This window comes from Haloarchaeobius marinus (assembly GCF_051207415.1).
Lineage (GTDB): Archaea > Halobacteriota > Halobacteria > Halobacteriales > Natrialbaceae > Haloarchaeobius.
The window spans coordinates 472,246-490,971 of record NZ_JBPKGD010000002.1; the positions used below are offsets into that span (position 1 = coordinate 472,246).

Consider the following 18,726-nt stretch of genomic DNA (forward strand, 5'->3'; position numbering starts at 1 on the left):
CCGGGGTCGACCCCGGGACACTCGGCACTCGGCTACCTCGACCGCAGGCGTTCGGGACGCGACTCAGCTCTCACAGGCCGCACGCAGGGCCTCGAGGTCGGCCTCGGTGTCGACGTCGCGGTGGATGCCCGGGTCGTCGACCGGGACGCGCTCGACCGGGTAGCGCTCGAAGAGGACCCTGCCGCCGGTGTCGCCAGAGACGTCCTGCAGGCGGTCGAAGTGCTCGGCCCCGAACAGCACCGGGTTCCCCCGTCTCCCCTCGAACGTCGGCACGACGATGCCGGCGTCGCTCCCGTCGGCGGCGTCGAGGAGCGCCCGTATCGTCGCCGGTCGGACGCACGGCATGTCCCCGAGGTGGAAGACGGCGGCGGTGGCGTCGCGTTCGGCCGCGACGCGCGCACCGACGGCCACCGACGTCGCCTGTCCGGCCGCGTAGTCGGGGTTGTGGACCGTCTCGACGTCGAGGTCGGCGAGCGCCTCGGCCACCCGGTCCGCCTCGTAGCCGAGGACGGCGATCCGGTCGTCGACCGGTGCCGAAAGCAGCGCCCGCGCCGAGTGACGGACCACGTGGTCGCCGTCGAGGGGTGCGAGCAGTTTGTTCCGCCCGTCGAAGCGGGACCCGGTACCGGCCGCGAGCAGGACGCCGAGGACGCCGGGCATCGTGCGCCCGACTCACCCCATCTCGACGCCGCTCTCGCCGCGGGCGAGGTAGTCGCGTCCGCCGGGGTCGACCTGCAGTTCGTCGTGTTCGACGACGACCGCGCCGCCGACGACGGTGTGGGTCGGCAGGCCCGTCAGTTCCCACCCGTGCATCGTGGAGTACCGCGGTTCCATCGTGTGGTAGAAGTCGTCGTCGACGACCTTCGACTTCTCCATGTCGACGACGACCATGTCGGCGTCGCTCCCCTCGACGAGCGCGCCCTTCCGTGGGTAGAGTCCCCAGCGCCTGGCGTTGTTCTCGGCACAGACCTCGACGAGGCGCTCCATGCTGATGCGGTTCCTGTTGACGCCCTCGCTCATCATCACGGGCAGGAAGTACTCGATGCCGTTGTTGTCGCCGGGGATGGCGTCCCAGATGTCGCCGTGTTTGCCCGTGTCCTTCTCCTTGAACGCTATCTTGTGCGGGCAGTGGTCGGTGCCGAGGTAGTCGACCGTCCCGTTGCGAAGGCCCTCCCAGAGGCGCTTCTTGCTCTCCTCGCCCCGGAGCGGCGGCGATATCTTCCCCCAGACGCCGAGTTCCTCCTCGTCCTTGGTGTGCGTGAGGAACGCCGGCAGCGTCTCGGCGTGGAGGTTGACACCCTGCTCCTGGAAGCGCTCGCAGATGTCGACCCCCTCGCCCGTGCTCATGTGGACGATGTACGCGCGCGAGTCAGTGTACTCGGTCATGCGACCGATCTGTTCTATCTGCATCGCCTCGCAGATGTTCGGGGCCGACTCGGACCAGGCCTCGAGGTCGTTCCGCCCCTCGGCCTGGAGTTCCTGCCGACGCTCGTAGGCGAGGTCCTCGTTCTCGGCGTGGAACATCACGACGCCGTCGTTGACCTCGGACACCTTATCGAGCACCTTGTAGACCCGACCGGCGTCGGAGTGGTCGATGCCGAGTTCGGGCGAGGCGTGCTTGTACCAGTTGAAGAACACCTTGAACGACCGGACGCCCTCGTCGACGAGGTCGTCTATCTCCTCGACGTGGTGGTCCTTGTGGACGATGGCGTGGTACGCGAAGTCGATGTACGAGTTCTCCTCGCCGGCACGGCGGAAGAAGTCCATGTCCGGCAGGTAGGGGTCCGGCTGGAGCAGGAAGTTGACGACGGTCGTGACGCCGCCGTGGACGGCGCCGCGGGTCTCGGTCTCGAAGTCGTGTTCGAGTCCCTCGTGGTAGTCGAACTCGTAGCGCGACAGGCCCCAGTGGACGTGGGGGTCGATGAACCCCGGGACGAGGTAGTTCCCCTCGGCGTCGATGGTCCGGTCGGCATCCGGGAGCGACGCGTCGCCGCCGACCGAGACGATGGTCCCGTCCTTCGACGCGACGCCCCCGTTGAGGGTTCCCGACGGCGTCACCACGCGTGCGTTGCGGATGCAGAGGTCTGCTCGTTCCATGATGCTCGGTCACGCTCCCCACACTTAGCTATTGGTCTCGCGGAGTCGTCCAGTCGGCGGATTAGACGGCCAGTACCCCCGCGCGTGCCCGTCGCCGTGACCCCCCGTAGCTGGTAACTCCCTGCTACCTCGCCAGCGGTCGACTCTCGCGGACGGGCCCACCAGCACGACCGCCGAAAATGCCGGACACGGAGGCGAACCTATAAGTCGCCGACAGCGGAACTAGAGCGGTATCGACTATGAGCATGGATGACACATCTCACTCGGCTGCGGCTCCGACCAGAGAGGTCTCGGTGACGGTCAACGGCGAGACCGTGACGCGGGAGATAGAGCCGCGTCTGAAGCTCTCGGACTTCCTCCGACAGGAGTGCGGACAACGGGGCGTCCGCGTCGGCTGCGAACACGGCGTCTGCGGCGCGTGCACGGTCGCGCTCGACGGCGACATCGTCAAGAGCTGTCTGCTCTACGCCGTCCAGGCCGACGGGAGCGAGGTGGGCACCGTCGAAGGACTCGCTCCCGAGGGGGCCCTCCACCCCATCCAGGAAGCGTTCCACGAGGAGCACGCCCTCCAGTGTGGCTTCTGTACGAGCGGGTTCGTGATGGCGACGAAGTCGCTGCTGGAGGAGAACCCCGACCCGGACCGGGACGAGGTGAAAGACGGCCTCGCGGACAACATCTGTCGGTGTACCGGCTACCAGAACATCTACAGCGCCGTCCAGCGCGCCGCCGACCGCCTCGACGAGGAACCGGCGACCGACGGCGGCCTCGCGGAGGGAGAGTGAATGTCCGAATCCGACGCCCGACCGGAGAGCCAGTCCGAGACGGAGACGGAGGCGGAGGTCGGGGGGCAGTCCTTCACCGGCCAGAGCGTCCGCCGGTTCGAGGACCGCCGCATCCTCACCGGTGAGGCGGAGTACATCCACGACGTGACGCCGCCGGACTGCCTGGAGATGGCCATCGTCAGGAGCGTCCACGCCCACGCGAACGTCGTCGACGTCGACACCAGCGAGGCCGAGGACCACCCCGACTGCGAACTCGCCCTCACCGTCGAGGACATCAAGGAGGAGTACAACCCACAGCCCTGCGGACTGGCCGGGTTCGAGGAGTGGTCGCTCGCCGACGGCACGGCGCGGTTCGTCGGCGAACCCATCGCCGTGGTCGTCGCCAGCGACCGGTACGTCGCCGAAGACCTCGTCGACCTCGTCGACGTGGAGTACGAGACGCTCGACTCCGTGGTCGACGGGATGGCCGCCCGCGAGGACGAGGTCCTCGTCCACGAGGAGCAGGGGACGAACGTCGCCGACAACGAACGCCTGGAGTTCGGCGACCCCGACGGCGCGTTCGAGGACGCCGACCACGTGGTCGAAGGGAGCTACCGATGGGGCCGTCTCTCCGGGGTCCCGCTGGAGACGGCCGGCGCCGTCGCCCGGTACGACGAGGACGGCGACAGCTTCCACATCGACTGCAACATCCAGTTGCACACGCTGGTCGACGACACCGTCTACGAGACGCTGGGCCGCCCGGAGGACCGCGTCCACCTGAACGTCCCCGCGGACGTCGGCGGCAGTTTCGGGACGAAGATAGCCATCCACCGCTACGTCAACCTCGTCTCGATGGCCGCCGAGCAGACCGGGCGACCGGTCAGGTTCGTCGAGGACCGCATCGAGAACCTCCAGGGCGGGGACGTCCACTGTTCCGACCGACAGTACGAGATGCGACTCGCCTGCGACGACGACGGGACCATCAGGGGCCTCGACGTCTGGTTCGTCGACGACTTCGGCGCGTTCCCCCACTACCCCGTCAACCAGGTGCTCAAGCCGCTCTCGGTGCTGACGAACTCCTACGACGTCGACGACGTGCGCTACGAGTACGACCTCGTGTTGACGAACAAGACGGCACAGACGGCCTACCGCGGGTTCGGCGTCGACCCGCACCACTACGCGCTGGAGATGATAGTCGACGACGCGGCCCGCGAACTCGGCATCGACCCGACCGAGTTCCGCCGCCGGAACCTCGTCGGTCCCGAGCAGATGCCGTACAGGCTCCCCTCCTACAACATCTACGACTCCGGGGACTACCCCGCCGCCATGGACCGGATGGAGGAGATACTCGACGAACGCGTCCGGTGCGAGGGCGGCCTGCTCGACCCCGAGGTCGTCGAACGACGCCGCGAGGAGGGGTTCTATCGCGGGACACAGCCCTCGGTCCTCATCGAACCCGGCGTCTCCGGGTCCGACTGGACCGACCGTCAGCGCACCGGGGACGACGAACTCGCGGCGCGTCACCGCGAGGACGTGGCGGAACTGCCCGAACACCTCCGGGCCGAGGTCCGCGAGGACGGCACCGTCCAGGCCTGGCTGGCGACCGACAGTTCGGGACAGGGCCACCAGACCCTCGTGGCGCAGTTGCTCGCCGACGAACTCGGTCTGCTCCCGAGCGACATCGAGGTGGGCTACCTCGACAGCGTCGAGGCGCCGACCGAGTACGGGAGCGCCGCGTCCCGGATGGCGGTGATGCTCTCCGGTGCCGCCGTCGGCGTCGGCGAGCGATTGCGCGAGACCCTCGCGTCGCTGGCCGCCGACCACTGGGGCGTCGAGCGCGACGCAGTCACCTACCGCGACGGGTCGGTCGAACGGACCGGCACCGACGAGCGCCTGTCGCTCGCCGAACTCGCCGCCGTCGACGCCGATTCGGGCGACGGTCGCACCCGCGTCAGCTACGACTACCAGCACCCTGCCACCGCGGTGTCGGACTTCGACGAGGCGCTGACCGGCAAGTTCCCGGTCTACCCGACGGCGGCGTACGCGGTGAACGCGCCCATCGTCGAGGTGGACGTCGACACGGGCGAGATAGAGGTGCTGAAGTTCTACACGCTCCGCGACTGCGGGACGATGCTGAACCCGATGATCGTCGAGGGGCAGGCACACGGCGGCATCGCACAGGGTCTCGGTGCGGCGCTCATGGAGGAGTTCGGGTACGACCAGGAGACCGGCCAGCCCCAGGCCATCACGATGTTCGACTACCTCCTCCCCTCGACCAAGAACGTTCCCGACATCGAGATGGAGCACACGGTGACGCCGTCGCCGTTCACCGAGACCGGTGCGAAAGGCGTCGGCGAGGGCGGGATGATAGACGCACCGGCCGCCATCGCCTGCTCCATCAACCGGGCCCTGGAGGAGTTCGACGTGCGCGCCGACGAGATTCCGTTCACCGCCCACCGGGCACGGGCGCGGTTGCGGGAGTCGGAGTAGCGACGACGCTTCTCTTCACGGCGACGATTCGGTGAGACCCGGAGTGGGTCGACGTCACACGGGTGGGACACCTTCAAAAGGACCCGCCACCGACGGGAAGAGGAATGGCGATAGAAGTCGACGGGACGTACACGACTGCCCGGGTGCTGGTCGACGACGAGAGCCTGGTCGAACCGGCGACGGTCGACCAGATACAGACCCTCGTCGACCACCCGGCGTTCACCGAACCGGTCCGCGTCATGCCCGACACGCATCCGGGTGCGGGCGCACCCATCGGGTTCACGATGCCACTCCCGGACCGCGTCGTCCCGAACGTCGTCGGTGTCGACGTCGGGTGTGGCATGGCCGCGACGAACCTCGGTCCCGACCTGCCCCTCGACGGCCCGGAGCGCGAACGGCGCGTCCGCGAGGCCGTGCCGATGGGCCGGGCCGTCCACGACTACGACGACGCGCCCCACCTCGTCGACGAGTTCCCGTTCGACAGGGCGAACGAGGCGTTCGACCGGTTCGCCGCGGCCTACGAGGAGCGGTTCGGTCAGCCCGTCGACCCCGTCGGGTTCGACTTCGACGGCTACGACGGTGACTACTTCGAGTCCCTCTGTCGGCGCGTCCTCGGCCGCCAGCGCCAGGGGATGGGGTACGTCATCCAGAGCGCGGGGACCCTCGGCGGCGGCAACCACTTCGTCGAGTTCGCGAGGGCCCGCGAGTCGGGCGACTACTGGCTCGTGATACACAGCGGGTCGCGCTACCTCGGCAAGTCCGTCGCGGAGTACTGGCAGCACCGGGCCAGCCAGTACCGCAACGCCGACGCCATCCGGGACGCCATCCCCGGGGAGTACGCGGAGTACCTGAAGTTCGACCCCGAGACCGTCGGGGACGCCGACCTCTACCGGTGGGTCACGGGCGGGATGGGCGAGTCCCACCTTCGAACCGAGCGCATCCGGGCCGACTTCGAGGGGAGCGAGATAGAGGCCGTCTTCGACGTGCTCTCGCGGCCCCTGCAGGACGTGCCGGACCGCGAGGAGTCGCTGGACTGGCTGGACGGCCGGGAGGCCCACGGCTACTACGTCGACATGCTGTTCGCCCAGCAGTACGCCCGCTGGAACCGCGACCTGATGAGCGAGGCGGTCTGTGCGGCCCTCGACGTCGACCCGGTCGACCGCTTCCAGTCCGTCCACAACTACGTCGACTTCCAGGACCTGACCATCCGGAAGGGCGCGACGCCGGCGCGAGACGGGCAGCGACTCGTCGTCCCGTTCAACATGGCCGACGGGTCGGTGCTGGCGCGCGGACGCGGTAACGACGCGTACCACCGGACCGCACCCCACGGGGCCGGACGCGTGATGAGCAGGCGGGAGGCCCACGAGACCGGTTCGGTCGAGGCGTTCGAGGCGGCGATGGCGGACGTCTACTCGGAGTCCGTCGTCGAGAGCGTCCTCGACGAGGCGCCGATGGCCTACAAGTCAGCAGAGGCCATCGCCGAGGCCATCGAACCGACGGCCGAGGTGGTCGACTGGCTGGAGGTCGTCCACAACCTGAAGGCGAGGAAGTGAGTTCGGCTACGACTGGGCGGAGATGGACCCGTCTCGTGCGATGGTCCCGCCCGTCAACTCCGCCAGCGTCGCGGTCACGGTGTAGGCCGGCGTCTCGATGCGGACGGTCGACTGCCGGTCGACCTCGTAGAACTTGAGGTGGAGTTCGTAGCTCCCGTCGGCGCCGATCTGGGTCGCCTCGCGCTGGTTCGAGTCGGTGTGGTAGGCCCACGCCGTCTCGCCGGCGTGTCGCTCCGGGACGACGCCGTCGACGACCCGGACTGCGGGGGCGCGACCGACGTCCGACCCGGCCATCGGGAACTGGTTCTCGCGCCACGCGGAGAACCCCTCGTCGAGGGCGTACACCTCCTGGTAGCCGCGACTCTTCAGCGACGCGGCGCGGAGCGACGACAGGTGGTGCGGACAGTCACAGTAGGTGATGATGCGGTCGTCCTCGGGCCACTGGAGCGCCGGGTCGTCGGGCAGGTCCTTCCCGTCGCCGGCGGGACTGAGCACGGAACCGAAGACGTGGGAGGCGTCGAACTCGGTCTGACTCCGCGCGTCGGCGAAGCGTGCCTCCCCCCGGGCGTACCAGTAGTACGCCACGTCGGTCGGGACCAGTCGTATCTCGTAGTCGCCACGCTGGAGCGTGTCGAACGACGTGGGGTCGACGTCCAGTCCCTGCGGGACCGTCTGGAACTCGGGCGGGTAGCCGTCGTCCGGAGTGGTGTCGGCCGGCAGGTCGTCGCCGTGTCTCGGGCCCTCCAGGTCGACGGAGCCGGTCGCGTCCGTCGTCCCCTCCTCCGACGTGGCCGTCCCGGTGCTGGTGTTCGCGGTCGTCGCTGGCGAGGACGGCGACCCCTTACTCGTCGTGGCCGTCTCTTCGCCGGTCCCGTCGCCGAGACCCATACAGCCCGCGAGTCCGAGGAGTGCGGACGTACCCGTGATCTTCAGCGCTCGTCTGCGTGTCAGCTGTCGGTCAGTCATCGCACTGGCCTACCCGTCGGATACCGTTTATTATAGTGCAGGTAAGCAGTCACGGCACCGCGAAGCCGCGTCGACCGGCGCGAGAGCGCCCCGGACGACGCGGTCGAGCCGGTTCCGTCCCCGGCCTCGTGCGGTTTAGGCTCCGAATAGTTAGGTCGAGGCTCCCGATTGTCGGACTATGTTCGGAACGAGCGGTATCCGGGGCGAAGTCGGGAGCGACGTCACCGCCGACCTGGCGCTGTCGGTGGGTCGGGCGCTCGCGTCCGAGGGCTATCGACACGTCGTCGTCGGTCGAGACACGCGCGAGAGCGGCGCGATGCTGGCCGACGCGCTCTCTGCCGGGGTTCGGGAGTGCGGTGGGACGGTCGTCGACGTGGGTACCGCGGCCACGCCGACCATCGCACGGAGCGTCGGCTGGCTCGACGCCGACGCAGGTGTCGCCGTCACCGCGTCGCACAACCCCCCGGAGGACAACGGCCTGAAGCTCTGGAACCCCTCTGGACAGGCGTTCGACGGCGACCAGCGCGCCGAGATCACCCGCCGACTCGACGAGGGAGCGTACGAACTCGTCGGCGCGGACGGCGTGGGCGGCGAGCACCGCTGGGAGGAGAGTCACGAGCGGCACGTCGCCGCGCTGTGTGACGCCTGCGGGTCGCTGGACGGCGTCCACGTGGCGGTCGACGTCGGCAATGGCGCGGGTGCCGTCACGGCCACGGCGTTGCGGGACCTCGGCGCGACGGTGACGACGCTGAACGCACAACCCGACGGGACCTTCCCCGCCCGCCCGAGCGAACCGACGGCAGAGACGTGCGAGGACCTCTGCCGGTTCGTGGCCGCGACCGACGCCGACCTGGGGGTGGCCCACGACGGCGACGCGGACCGGACGATGGCCGTCGACGAGACGGGAGCGTTCGTCCCCGGCGACCACCTGCTCGCGCTCTTCGGTCGGGCACGTGCGGGCGACGGCGACCGTGTCGCAGCCCCCCTGAACACGAGTCTCGCGGTCGACGACGCGCTCGCCGAAGTGGGCGCGTCGGTCGTCCGCACGAAGGTCGGCGACGTCTACGTCGCGGAACGGGCGACCGAGGCCGACGTCGTCTTCGGCGGCGAACCGAGCGGCGCGTGGATCTGGCCGGACGAGACGCTCTGTCCGGACGGTCCACTGGCGGCCTGCCGCCTCGCCGAGACGGTCCACGACCGGGGGCCGCTCTCGACACAACTCGACGCCATCGGGGGGTACGTCACTCGCCGCGAGAGTCGACCCGTCGACGCGAAAGACGAGGTGATGGACCACGTCGGCCGACTCGCCGCGGCGTCGTACGACGAGGTGGACGCCTCGGACGGCGTCCGCGTCGACCGGGGCGACGGCTGGTTCCTCGTGCGCGCGAGCGGGACCCAGCCACTCGTCCGCCTCACGGCCGAGGCGGCCGAGGCCGAGCGTGCGACCGAACTGTTCGAGGCGGCGCGGTCCCTGTTCGAGGAGGCGGCCGACGCCGCCGAGTCGGCGACGCTGCAGTCGGAGTGACCACGTCCGGGGCGGGTCGCCGGGCACCGTCGGCGGTCCCGACCCCGGCGATCAGACGCGATTTCCGCAGGAGAGCGGGGCGAAACCCCCTTATCGTCCCTATAATAAAGCCTCGAAGGGCGATAGACGCGCCCAATGCAAGCAGTCGTTCTAACCGCCGGACGAGGGACACGAATCAGGCCGCTCTCGGACGCCGTCCCCAAACCGATGTTACCGGTCGCCGACCGACCTATCGTCGCCCACGTCGCCTCCGCGGCGGTGCAGGCCGGGGCCGACGAACTCGTGTTCGTGGTCGGCTACGGCGCCGACGCCGTCCGGGACTACTTCGGGTCGGAGTACGAGCGCGTCCCCGTCCGGTACGCCGTCCAGTCCGACCAGAACGGCACCGCCGACGCGGTGCGTGCTGCCAGCCACCTGCTCGAGGACGACTTCGCCGTCCTCAACGGCGACAACCTCTACGAACCGGACGACGTGGCGGCCCTGTTCGAGGCCGGACCGAGCGTCGCCGCGGTCCACCGCGACGACCCGTCCTCCTACGGCGTCCTGACGACCGATGGCGAGCGCGTGACCGGTATCGAGGAGAAGCCAGAGAACCCGACGAGCACCCTCGTCAACGCCGGGGCGTACGTGTTCCCGGCCGAGGCGCGGGACTGGCTGGACGTCCCGCCGAGCGAACGCGACGAGCGAGAGATAACCGACGTGCTCGCCCGGGCCGTCCGGAGCGTCGACGTGACCGCGGTCGAACTGGACCACTGGCTGGACGTCGGGAGACCGTGGGAACTCCTCGAAGCCAACGAGTGGAAACTGGCGGACCTGGAGGGTCGCATCGAGGGGTCGGTCGGCGAGACCGCCAGTGTCGGCGACGACGTGGTCGTCGAGGCCGGCGCGACGGTGGCCGACGGGAGCGTCGTGGAAGGGCCGACGCTGATACGGGCCGGTGCCCACGTCGGACCGCACGCCTACGTCCGGGGCGCGACGCTCGTCGGACCTGACGCCTCGGTGGGCCACGGCGTCGAACTGAAGAACAGCGTCGTCATGGCGGGGACGAACCTGAACCACCTCTCCTACGTCGGCGACAGCGTCCTGGGACCCGGCGTGAACGTCGGGGCCGGGACGAACGTCGCGAACCTGCGCCACGACGACGACACCGTCGCGCTCACCGTCAAGGGCGACCGCGTCTCGACGGGCCGCCGGAAGTTCGGCGTCGTCGCCGGGGCCGGTGCGAAGATCGGCATCAACACCAGTCTCGACCCGGGCGTGACGCTCTCGACGGACGCGACGACCGAACCAGGTGAACGTGTGAGCCGTGACCGCTGACCCGACAGTCGTGCGCTCCCGCCGCCGCGTCCCGGTGGTCCGGCGGCGCCGCCCGGAACTGGACGACGCCGACGCGGGGGTGGCCTGACCCGTGGAGCGAAGTATCACGAGCGGGTTCCTCTCGCTCGTCAGCACGAAGGTCCTCCTGCTCCTGCTCGGACTCGCGTCCTCGCCCCTGCTGACCCGACTCCTCGGGGCGAAGTACGGCGACTACGCGTTCCTGATGTCGGTGTTCGCGATATTCATGATATTCGTCAGCTCTGGGGTCACCGACGGGGTCCGCAAGTTCCTGGCCGAACAGCGCGACGACCCCAACTGGGAGGAACACGTGGTCGGGTTCTACCTCCGCCTCGCGGTGTTCCTGGCCGCCCTCGGGGCCGCGTTTCTCGTCGGCGTGGTCCAGGCCGACGCCTTCCTGCCGGTCCTCCCGGGGGAGAACTTCGAGGCGTACTTCTACCTGCTCGCGGTGCTCGTCGTCGCCGCGCAGTTCAGGGAGTACACCCGCCGGACCCTGATGGGGTTCGGCCTCGAAGCCCACTCCGAACCGCTCAGGGTCGTGGGGAAGGTCGTCTTCCTCGGGAGTGCCCTGACGCTGGCGTACCTCGGACACGGCGTCGTCGGCGTCCTCGTCGGCCACGTCATCGCCAGTTCAGTCGTGGCGCTGCTCGGGTTCGCGCTCATCCACCGGCAGGTGTCGCTCCGCTCGGTACTCCGCGTCCCGTCGCTGGAGTTCCCGCGCCGCGAGATGCTCGCTTTCAACGGGTTCAGCATCCTGCTGGTCCTGCTGATAACCTCGCTGTTCCACGTAGACATACTCATGCTCAGACCGATAGCCGGCCGCCGGCAGACACAGTACTACAAGATCGCACTGACCCTCGCCGAGTTCCTCTGGTTCGTCCCGCTGTCGATGCAGATGGTGCTGTTGCACTCGACGTCGAAGCTCTGGGCGAACGAGGACGAGGCGCGCATCAGTTCCATCGCGGCCCGCGTCACGAGGTACACGCTCCTCCTGACCGCACTGCTCGCCATCGGACTCGCCGCGCTGGCCGCCCGGGCGATTCCCATCCTCTACCCGGACGAGTACCTCGCCAGTCGGGTCCCGCTGCTGTTGCTCCTGCCCGGTGCCCTCGGGTTCGCCGTGGCGCGACCGATCCTCGCCATCGGGCAGGGCAAGGGCGAACTGCGGGTCCTCATCACCGCCACCGGCGTCGCCGCCGGTCTCAACCTCGTGCTGAACTGGGTCCTCATCGGCCAGTTCGGCATGAACGGGGCCGCCGTCGCGACGAGCATCAGCTACGGGTCGATGTTCGTCCTCCACGTCTGGGGCGCGCGCCGACTCGGGTTCGACCCGCTCTCGGACGCCCGCCTGGTCCGGACGATGGCCACGATACTCCTCTCCATCGTCCCCATCTTCTACCTCGCGACCGTCCTCCAGAACGACGTCCTCGCGCTGGCCGTCGTCCCCCCGGTGGGGCTGGGTATCTACCTCTCGTTCGCGCTGCTGACCGGTGCGCTCGGCGCGGACGAGATACTCTCCGTGCTCGCCTCGTTCCCCGACCCGGTCGGGCGGTGGACGACTCGTCTCCGGACCCGGGGCGACGGGAGGCGCACGCGCGGCGGCACGGACACGGTCACGGTCGTCCAGACTGTGCTCCTCGTCGCCGGTTCGCTCCTGTTCCTGACCGGTCTCGGCGTCGCGGTCGCCGGTCCCGGCGTCGGAGACATCGGCGTCGGACTGCCCGGCGACGACGACGAGACGACGGCACCGCCGGGGACCGGTACCCAGACGCCGACGCCGACTACCGCGCCCCCGCCGACGGACACGACGACTGGGACAGCCCAGGAACCGACGCGGACCGCCACCCGGACGGGGACGTCGACGGGCACCCAGACAGGGACGTCGGAACCGCCGACGCGGACCGAGACGTCGACGACGCCACCTCCGACGCGGACGGCGACGCAGACACAGACGCAGACGAGCACCGCGACGCAGACCCAGACTGCGACCGCCACGCAGACGCAGACGGAGACCCAGACGAGCACCACGACGCAGACGCAGACGGAGACCCAGACGAGCACCACGACGCAGACGGCGACGCAGACCAGCACGTCGACGCAGACCAGCACCGCGACCCAGACGCAGACCAGCACCGCGACCCAGACGCAGACCGAGACCACCACGCAGACGACGACCCAGACCAGCACGTCGACGGACTCGACCTCGACCGACGGGGTGCTCGGCCTCTTCGACGGCCTCTTCACCGGCACGTTCGGCCTTCACGGTCCCACGCTGGTCGCCGACGAGTACGGCGTCGCCCGCCACGCGGTGACGGTCGCTCTCGGGTAGGGTCGCAGGACGGGCGTCGTCGGTCGACGCGACACCCGTCGCTCCGGAACGGATCTACGCAGAGGTCGGGTCGAGAAGGGCTCAGACGGGCGAGCAGAGCGCGTCGGACGGGACGCCTTCCCGGTCGTCGGTCGTCGCGTCCAGCCACGTGCTGATGTCGTTGATGCGGAGTTTGAGTCGCGGCGGCAGGTCGTGGACGTCGGGGTCGTCGGGGAAGAGTCGCTCGTCGAAGTGGTTGCGGTCGTAGTGCTCGGACCAGTTGGCCCAGGGGCCCTCCAGGTCGGGCACGAACGGGAGTTTCCTGCGGAGGAAGTTCTGGGCCGTGTTCAGGTGCATCGAGTCGTACGGTCGGTCCGGCGGTCGATGCCTGAGGACGTCCGGGTCGATGCGACGCATCGCCTTCAGGAGCGTCCGCGAGTTCCGGTGCTCCGGGGGCGTCCGCAGGTGCCAGTCGATGAGTTCCTGGTCGGCGACGACGAACGACTCGATGTAGTTGTCCGCCAGGTGGTTCCGGAACGGCATCGTCGGCTGGTTCAGTATCCCGACGAGGTCGATGGCGTTGTAGATGGTGTCGTAGCGGTCGGACTGGCCGTCGAGTTGCGACTCGACCGCGTCGAGCGCCATCGCACGGCCGTCACCGGCCACGTCCGCGTCGGCGACGAGGTCCATCTCCGTCCCGATGAAGCCGAACTTCTCGTCGACCAGCGTCTCCGCGAGACCTGGGTCCGGTTCGAGGCGCGTTCTCGGCACCTCGAACCCGAAGACCTCGAACCGGTCTCTCGGGTGGAAGTGCCCCCTGAAGAAGGTGTCCCAGAGCAGGCCGTGGTACATCGTGTCCACGTCCATCTCGCGGTCGTAGGCCGCGTGGTGGATGTGCAGCGACTCCTTGATCCCGTGGCCGTACCGGATGACGTCGTCGACCGGGGTCAGGTAGCGCTCGTCGACGCGGAGCAGTTCGTGTGGCACGTCGTACTGGCCGGCGACGCGCCGCGCCGCCTCGACCTCCGCGCTGTGTGGCGTGCCGACGGTGTAACACTCGTCGATGGTCGGCAGGCCGGCGAGTATCGTGCGGGAGTCGTAGCCGCCACTCAGGAGCAGGCCCTTCTTGCCGGGGAGTTTCGACCGCCGGGCGAGGGCGCGCTGGAGTCGGGACGCGAGTTCGTCGACGTAGTCGAACTCGGCGGGGTCGTAGACGAACCGCCGCAGTTCCTCGGTCGAGTCGCGGTACAGGCAGCCGTCGAACGGCGTGCGACGGAGCTGTTCGATGGTCGTCCGGTTTCCGAGGACGACGCCGAGGTGGAGGAACTCGAGGAGCGCCTGCGTCGACGGGTCCGGCGACCCGATGTGGGCCACCACGGCGTTCGGGTCCGTCCCGAAGATGCGCGACCCGTTGGCGTCGGCGTAGTAGCACTCCCAGGTCCTGGCCTGGTCGGTCGCGACGAGCGCGTCGTCGCCGTCGTCGACGAAGGCCACGTACGACCCGTTCAACTCGGACAGGGCGTCGGTCCCGGACCGGGAGTACCGGTCGAGGAACCACTCGGCGGTGCCGGTCCGGGTGTGCCGCGACGGGAACACCTCGCCCCAGAGGACGCAGACGCCGTCGTCGCCGTCGTAGACTGTCGTCCGCCCCGGGATGCCGTGTGCGACGTCGCGGACGCCGACCGTGGCCGAGTCGCCCTCAACGACTCGGTCGAACTCGGTCTCGGACCGGTACCGACGGAACTCGGACCGGTCGCCGAAGACGCCGAAGAGTTCCTTCTTCATGGTATCGGTCCGTCGGATGGACGGGAGCTCATTCGACTGTAACACTCTTGGCGAGGTTCCGTGGTTTGTCGATGGATCGACCGAGTTCGTTCGCGGCGTGATACGAGAGCAACTGCAACTGGACGTTCGCGAGCAGCCCCGCCCACATCGGATGGGTCTCGGGGAGGGGGAGATGGGCGTCCGTCTCGTCTATCGCCGGGTGGCCGTCGGGCGCAACCGCGACGACGTCGGCACCGCGCGTCTGGGCCTCCTTTGCGTTCATGAGCGTCTTCTCGTCGTGACTCCCGGTGAAGATGGCGAACACTGGCGTCCGGGGGGTCACCATCGCCAGCGGACCGTGTTTCAGTTCGCCGGAGGCGAAGCCCTCTGCGTGCTCGTAGGTTATCTCCTTGAACTTCAGTGCGGCCTCCTGGGCCACGGAGTAACCGAGCCCCCGGCCGATGAAGAAGAACGCGTCGCTGTCGAGGTAGTAGTTCGCCAGCATCGACGCGCTTTCGCTGTCGACGACGCGTTGCAGGTCGCCGGGGAGCGACCGGACCCCGTCGAGGACGGCGTCGAGTTCGGGGTGTGGCGTGCCCGATTCCATGTACTCGGCGAGGTGCTGGGCGAGCAGCGAGAGCGTGACCGCCTGCGACGAGAACGTCTTCGTCGCGGCGACGCCGATCTCGGGGCCGGCGTGGATGAACAGCGACTCGTCGGCCGTGCGGACCGCGGTCGAACCGGCGACGTTCGTGACCGTCAGCACGTGCGCTCCCGCGCTGGAGGCCGTCCGCATCGCACCGAGCGTGTCCGCGGTCTCGCCGCTCTGGGTCACCGCGACGACGAGCGTCTCCTCGCTCACCGGGTCGGCGGCGACCTGGTACTCGCTGGCCCGGAACGCCCGGGCGCGGATGCCAGCCTCGTTCAGCACGTTGGCGGCGTACAGGCCGGCGTGGTAGGAGGTGCCGCAGGCGACGAACTGCACCTCCTCGAACCCGGCGATGGTCGCCGGGTCGAACACGTCGACGTCGATGGCGTCGCCCGCATCGGTGAGGTGGCTCTCGATGCTGTTGGTCAGCGAGTAGGGCTGTGACTCTATCTCCTTCAGCATGTAGTGGTCGTAGGCACCCTTGTTGACCTCCTCGGGGTTCCAGTCGACGGACTCGACGGAGCGGTCGACCGGCCTGCCCTCGACCGTGGTCACCGTCACGATCTCGGGGCGGACGGTGGCGACGTCACCGTCCTCGAGGTAGACCACCTCGTCGGTGTACTCGAGGAAGGCGGACACGTCGCTGGCGAGGAAGTACTGGTCCTCGTCGATGCCGAGGACGAGCGGCGACCCCTGTCGGGCCGCGAACACGGCGTCCTCGCCGTCGAACATCGCGGCGACGGCGTAGCTCCCCTCGAGTTCCCGGACGGCGCGGGTGAACGCCCACTTCGGGTCGACGCCGTCGTAGTAGTGGTCGACGAGGTGGGGGATGACCTCGGTGTCGGTGTCGCTCGTGAACTCGACGCCCTCGCGCTCCAGGCGGCGGCGGAGCGACGAGTGGTTCTCGACGATGCCGTTGTGGACGACGGCGATGTCGCCCGTCTCGTTCGTGTGGGGGTGGGCGTTCTCCTCGGTGGGGGCACCGTGGGTGCTCCAGCGCGTGTGCCCGATGCCGACGTTCCCGTCGGCCGACTCGACGGTGAGCTGGTCCTTCAGTTCCTGGACCTTGCCGGTGGACTTGCGCACCTCGAGCCCCGCGCCGTTCTGGAGGGCCAGTCCGGCCGAGTCGTAGCCGCGGTACTCGAGGTTCTCCAGTCCGGCGACGACCCGTTCGACGGCCTCGTCGTCGCCGACCCTGCCGACGATACCGCACATCAGACGGCCCTCCGGCGGCGGGACGGCCGCGAGTGACGAACGGTCGGGTCGTACCGGGGCGTGACGACGGCGTTCGGGTCGTGTCGGCCACACGGCGTCGGGGAACGGTCTGGGGTGGAAGTTCGTATCATTGGTGGGGATACTCAGGTTTCGGCTGTTTCGAGCTGGTACTCGAACGTCTCGTCCCGGGATAGCGCCCTGTACCGCATTACTATAGACCGGGTAAGCGAGCCGTTATCATCCCGATAAGCCAGCGAGCAGAATCGCGCCCCCGTCGTGGGTTCGCCGGGCGCGACGGTTGCGACGGTTTACGACGTCGATAGTAATGACCGTCGCGGGCATCACCCCGTACATGCCGCACGAACGCACGAGACGGCGAATTCTAGGAACGCTCGGAACCGTGACCGTCGCGACGCTCGGTGGCTGCACGAACGTGGTCGACCGGGCGTCGAACGACGACGGGACGACCGCGACTGGCGGGACCCGTCGGCCCACAGCGGCCTCGACCACGACGCGGACCGACCGACCGGAGCGGACGAGCACGGCCGACGAGACGACGACCGGGGAGTCCGACGGGTGGTCGACCGAGTCGGTCACGGTCGAGCCACCAGAGGTGTCCTACGCCGGCGTACCGGTCCCGGATGGCGAGAGCCAGTACGCCCGGATGGGCCACGACGACGCGTCCGTCACCGCGACGCTGTACGGCAACTGGAAGTGCCCGTACACCCGGGAGTTCGTCCTGACCGACCTGCCGACCGTCGTGGAGCGGTACGTCGAACCGGGGCAGGTTGCACTCGAGTTCCGGGCGGTCGCCTACCGGTCGGGAGAACCGTTCCTCGGCCCGGACGCGCCGAGGGCCGCACGGGCGGGACTCGCGGTCTGGGACGTCGACCCCGCGTCGTTCTGGTCGTACTTCTCGTACGTGTTCGGCAACCAGCCACAGGAGCGGTACGAGTGGGCACAGCCCTCCCTGTTGCTCCGGTTCGCCGAGTCGAGTGGCGTGTCCAGCCGCCGGACGGTACGGCAACGGCTCACCAACGGGTCCTACGACGACCCCGTTCGCCGGACCGTGACGGCGGCGGCCGAGCGCGGCGTCTGGTCAGTGCCCCGGGTCGCCGTCGACGGGCGCGTCACCGCCCCGACGGTCGACTTCGAGGAGACGCTCTCGCAACTCGACGAGGCGGTCCAGAACTGACGGTGGGGCGTCTGCGAGCGACGTCGGAACGGGGCGAGAACACTGCTGACGCGCACCGACGGTCGTCGAACTGACCTACGCCGCGAGGCGTTCGCTCACGAGGCGGACGGAGGTCGTCAGGGTGAACAGGAAGAGTATCACCATCCCGAGCACGAGGTCGGGCGCCGGTGCGAGCAGCGACAGTCCGAAGGCCTTGCCGGCGACGAGGAACGTCCCCAGGGCCGAGAGGCCGATGTAGGGGTACTCCCACCTGAACTCGCCCTCCTCGGACTCCTCGTCCCGTGCCGACCGCTGGTCGGCGAACTCGAAGGGGTCCAGGTGCGTGTTCAACTGGTCGGCGAGGGGCTTGCGCTCGACGATGCCCCTGCTCTGGTTGTAGTCGATGACGCCCAGTTTGTCCAGCTTCGGGAGGTGGTTCTGGTAGAGGGGGATGTAGACGCGCTGGCGCTGGGTCGAGGTCAGTCCCTGGACGGTCGTCTCGTGCTCCCACGCGGCGACCTGTTCGGCCACGTCGCGCATCCGGACGGGACCGTCCTCGCCCTCCAGGTACTTCAGGACCCAGCGGCGGCGCTGGTTCTGTAAGACGTGGAATACTTCGTCCTCGGAGAGCAACTCACACTCGGCTGCCGTGCGTTCGGGAGGTTCGATCTCGGCGTCGGTCGTTGCGGCGGTAGCGAGCGTCGTCATGGTTCCAGGTTACCCCTTAGACCCAGCCATCATAAATCCGGAATTTAGTCCCGCCATTTGCAGACGTTTGCAGACCCATTCCGACCGTTGCAAACCTTTGCATCCTCTGCTTGAACCGTTCTACGGCCGGTTTGGTGAAGCGCTGACGACGGCCGAGAACCAGCCACGAAAGAGTTCAGGA

General features: G+C 68.8%; 13 protein-coding genes. 7 read left to right on the plus strand and 6 right to left on the minus strand.

Going from position 1 to position 18,726, the window contains the following annotated elements; genetic code table 11:
* Window positions 1–63 precede the first annotated feature (63 nt).
* The gene (locus ACSC1W_RS08500; protein WP_435346611.1) at window positions 64–660 is read right to left on the minus strand and encodes a nucleotidyltransferase family protein; all 597 of its coding nucleotides are present in this window, start codon (window positions 658–660) and stop codon (window positions 64–66) included.
* A gap of 12 nt (window positions 661–672) precedes the next feature.
* Complete coding sequence (locus ACSC1W_RS08505; protein WP_435346613.1) at window positions 673–2,097, minus strand: dihydroorotase; 1,425 nt, start codon at window positions 2,095–2,097, stop codon at window positions 673–675.
* Between the two features lie 239 nt (window positions 2,098–2,336).
* Between ACSC1W_RS08505 and ACSC1W_RS08510 the strand changes: the two genes are divergently transcribed.
* The 3 genes from ACSC1W_RS08510 to ACSC1W_RS08520 all read left to right on the plus strand — a co-directional run bounded on the left by ACSC1W_RS08510 (window position 2,337) and on the right by ACSC1W_RS08520 (window position 6,901).
* Window positions 2,337–2,879, plus strand: coding sequence for a (2Fe-2S)-binding protein (locus tag ACSC1W_RS08510; protein ID WP_435346614.1), 543 nt, complete (start codon window positions 2,337–2,339; stop codon window positions 2,877–2,879).
* A complete protein-coding gene (locus tag ACSC1W_RS08515; RefSeq protein ID WP_435346616.1) occupies window positions 2,880–5,348 on the plus strand; it encodes a xanthine dehydrogenase family protein molybdopterin-binding subunit in 2,469 nt (822 codons plus the stop codon).
* A gap of 104 nt (window positions 5,349–5,452) precedes the next feature.
* Window positions 5,453–6,901, plus strand: a complete 1,449-nt coding sequence (locus tag ACSC1W_RS08520; RefSeq protein WP_435346618.1) for an RtcB family protein — start codon at window positions 5,453–5,455, stop codon at window positions 6,899–6,901.
* A gap of 6 nt (window positions 6,902–6,907) precedes the next feature.
* Here the strand turns inward: ACSC1W_RS08520 and ACSC1W_RS08525 are convergent, their stop codons facing one another.
* Entirely contained in the window at window positions 6,908–7,867 is a 960-nt protein-coding gene (locus tag ACSC1W_RS08525; RefSeq protein WP_435346620.1) for a rhodanese-like domain-containing protein, read from the minus strand.
* A gap of 178 nt (window positions 7,868–8,045) precedes the next feature.
* Between ACSC1W_RS08525 and glmM the strand changes: the two genes are divergently transcribed.
* The 3 genes from glmM (at window position 8,046) to ACSC1W_RS08540 (ending at window position 13,056) form a co-directional block, all read left to right on the plus strand.
* Window positions 8,046–9,392, plus strand: coding sequence for a phosphoglucosamine mutase (glmM, locus tag ACSC1W_RS08530; RefSeq protein WP_435346622.1), 1,347 nt, complete (start codon window positions 8,046–8,048; stop codon window positions 9,390–9,392).
* A gap of 135 nt (window positions 9,393–9,527) precedes the next feature.
* Window positions 9,528–10,709 (plus strand): bifunctional sugar-1-phosphate nucleotidylyltransferase/acetyltransferase, encoded by a 1,182-nt coding sequence (gene glmU / locus ACSC1W_RS08535; protein WP_435346624.1) that lies wholly within the window; start codon window positions 9,528–9,530, stop codon window positions 10,707–10,709.
* Between the two features lie 91 nt (window positions 10,710–10,800).
* Window positions 10,801–13,056 (plus strand): oligosaccharide flippase family protein, encoded by a 2,256-nt coding sequence (locus ACSC1W_RS08540; RefSeq protein ID WP_435346626.1) that lies wholly within the window; start codon window positions 10,801–10,803, stop codon window positions 13,054–13,056.
* A gap of 81 nt (window positions 13,057–13,137) precedes the next feature.
* Here the strand turns inward: ACSC1W_RS08540 and ACSC1W_RS08545 are convergent, their stop codons facing one another.
* Both ACSC1W_RS08545 and glmS read right to left on the minus strand, forming a co-directional pair.
* Window positions 13,138–14,820 carry an asparagine synthase-related protein gene (locus ACSC1W_RS08545; protein ID WP_435346628.1) on the minus strand — a complete coding sequence of 561 codons (1,683 nt, stop codon included), beginning with the start codon at window positions 14,818–14,820 and terminating at the stop codon, window positions 13,138–13,140.
* Between the two features lie 28 nt (window positions 14,821–14,848).
* Window positions 14,849–16,663 (minus strand): glutamine--fructose-6-phosphate transaminase (isomerizing), encoded by a 1,815-nt coding sequence (glmS, locus tag ACSC1W_RS08550; RefSeq protein WP_435346630.1) that lies wholly within the window; start codon window positions 16,661–16,663, stop codon window positions 14,849–14,851.
* 325 nt (window positions 16,664–16,988) lie between these two features.
* On the opposite strand from glmS, the gene ACSC1W_RS08555 reads away from it, so the two are divergent.
* Window positions 16,989–17,858, plus strand: a complete 870-nt coding sequence (locus ACSC1W_RS08555) for a DsbA family protein (protein WP_435346632.1) — start codon at window positions 16,989–16,991, stop codon at window positions 17,856–17,858.
* Between the two features lie 75 nt (window positions 17,859–17,933).
* On the opposite strand, the gene ACSC1W_RS08560 is transcribed toward ACSC1W_RS08555, so the two are convergent.
* Window positions 17,934–18,545, minus strand: a complete 612-nt coding sequence (locus ACSC1W_RS08560) for a DUF7344 domain-containing protein (protein ID WP_435346634.1) — start codon at window positions 18,543–18,545, stop codon at window positions 17,934–17,936.
* Window positions 18,546–18,726 lie beyond the last annotated feature (181 nt).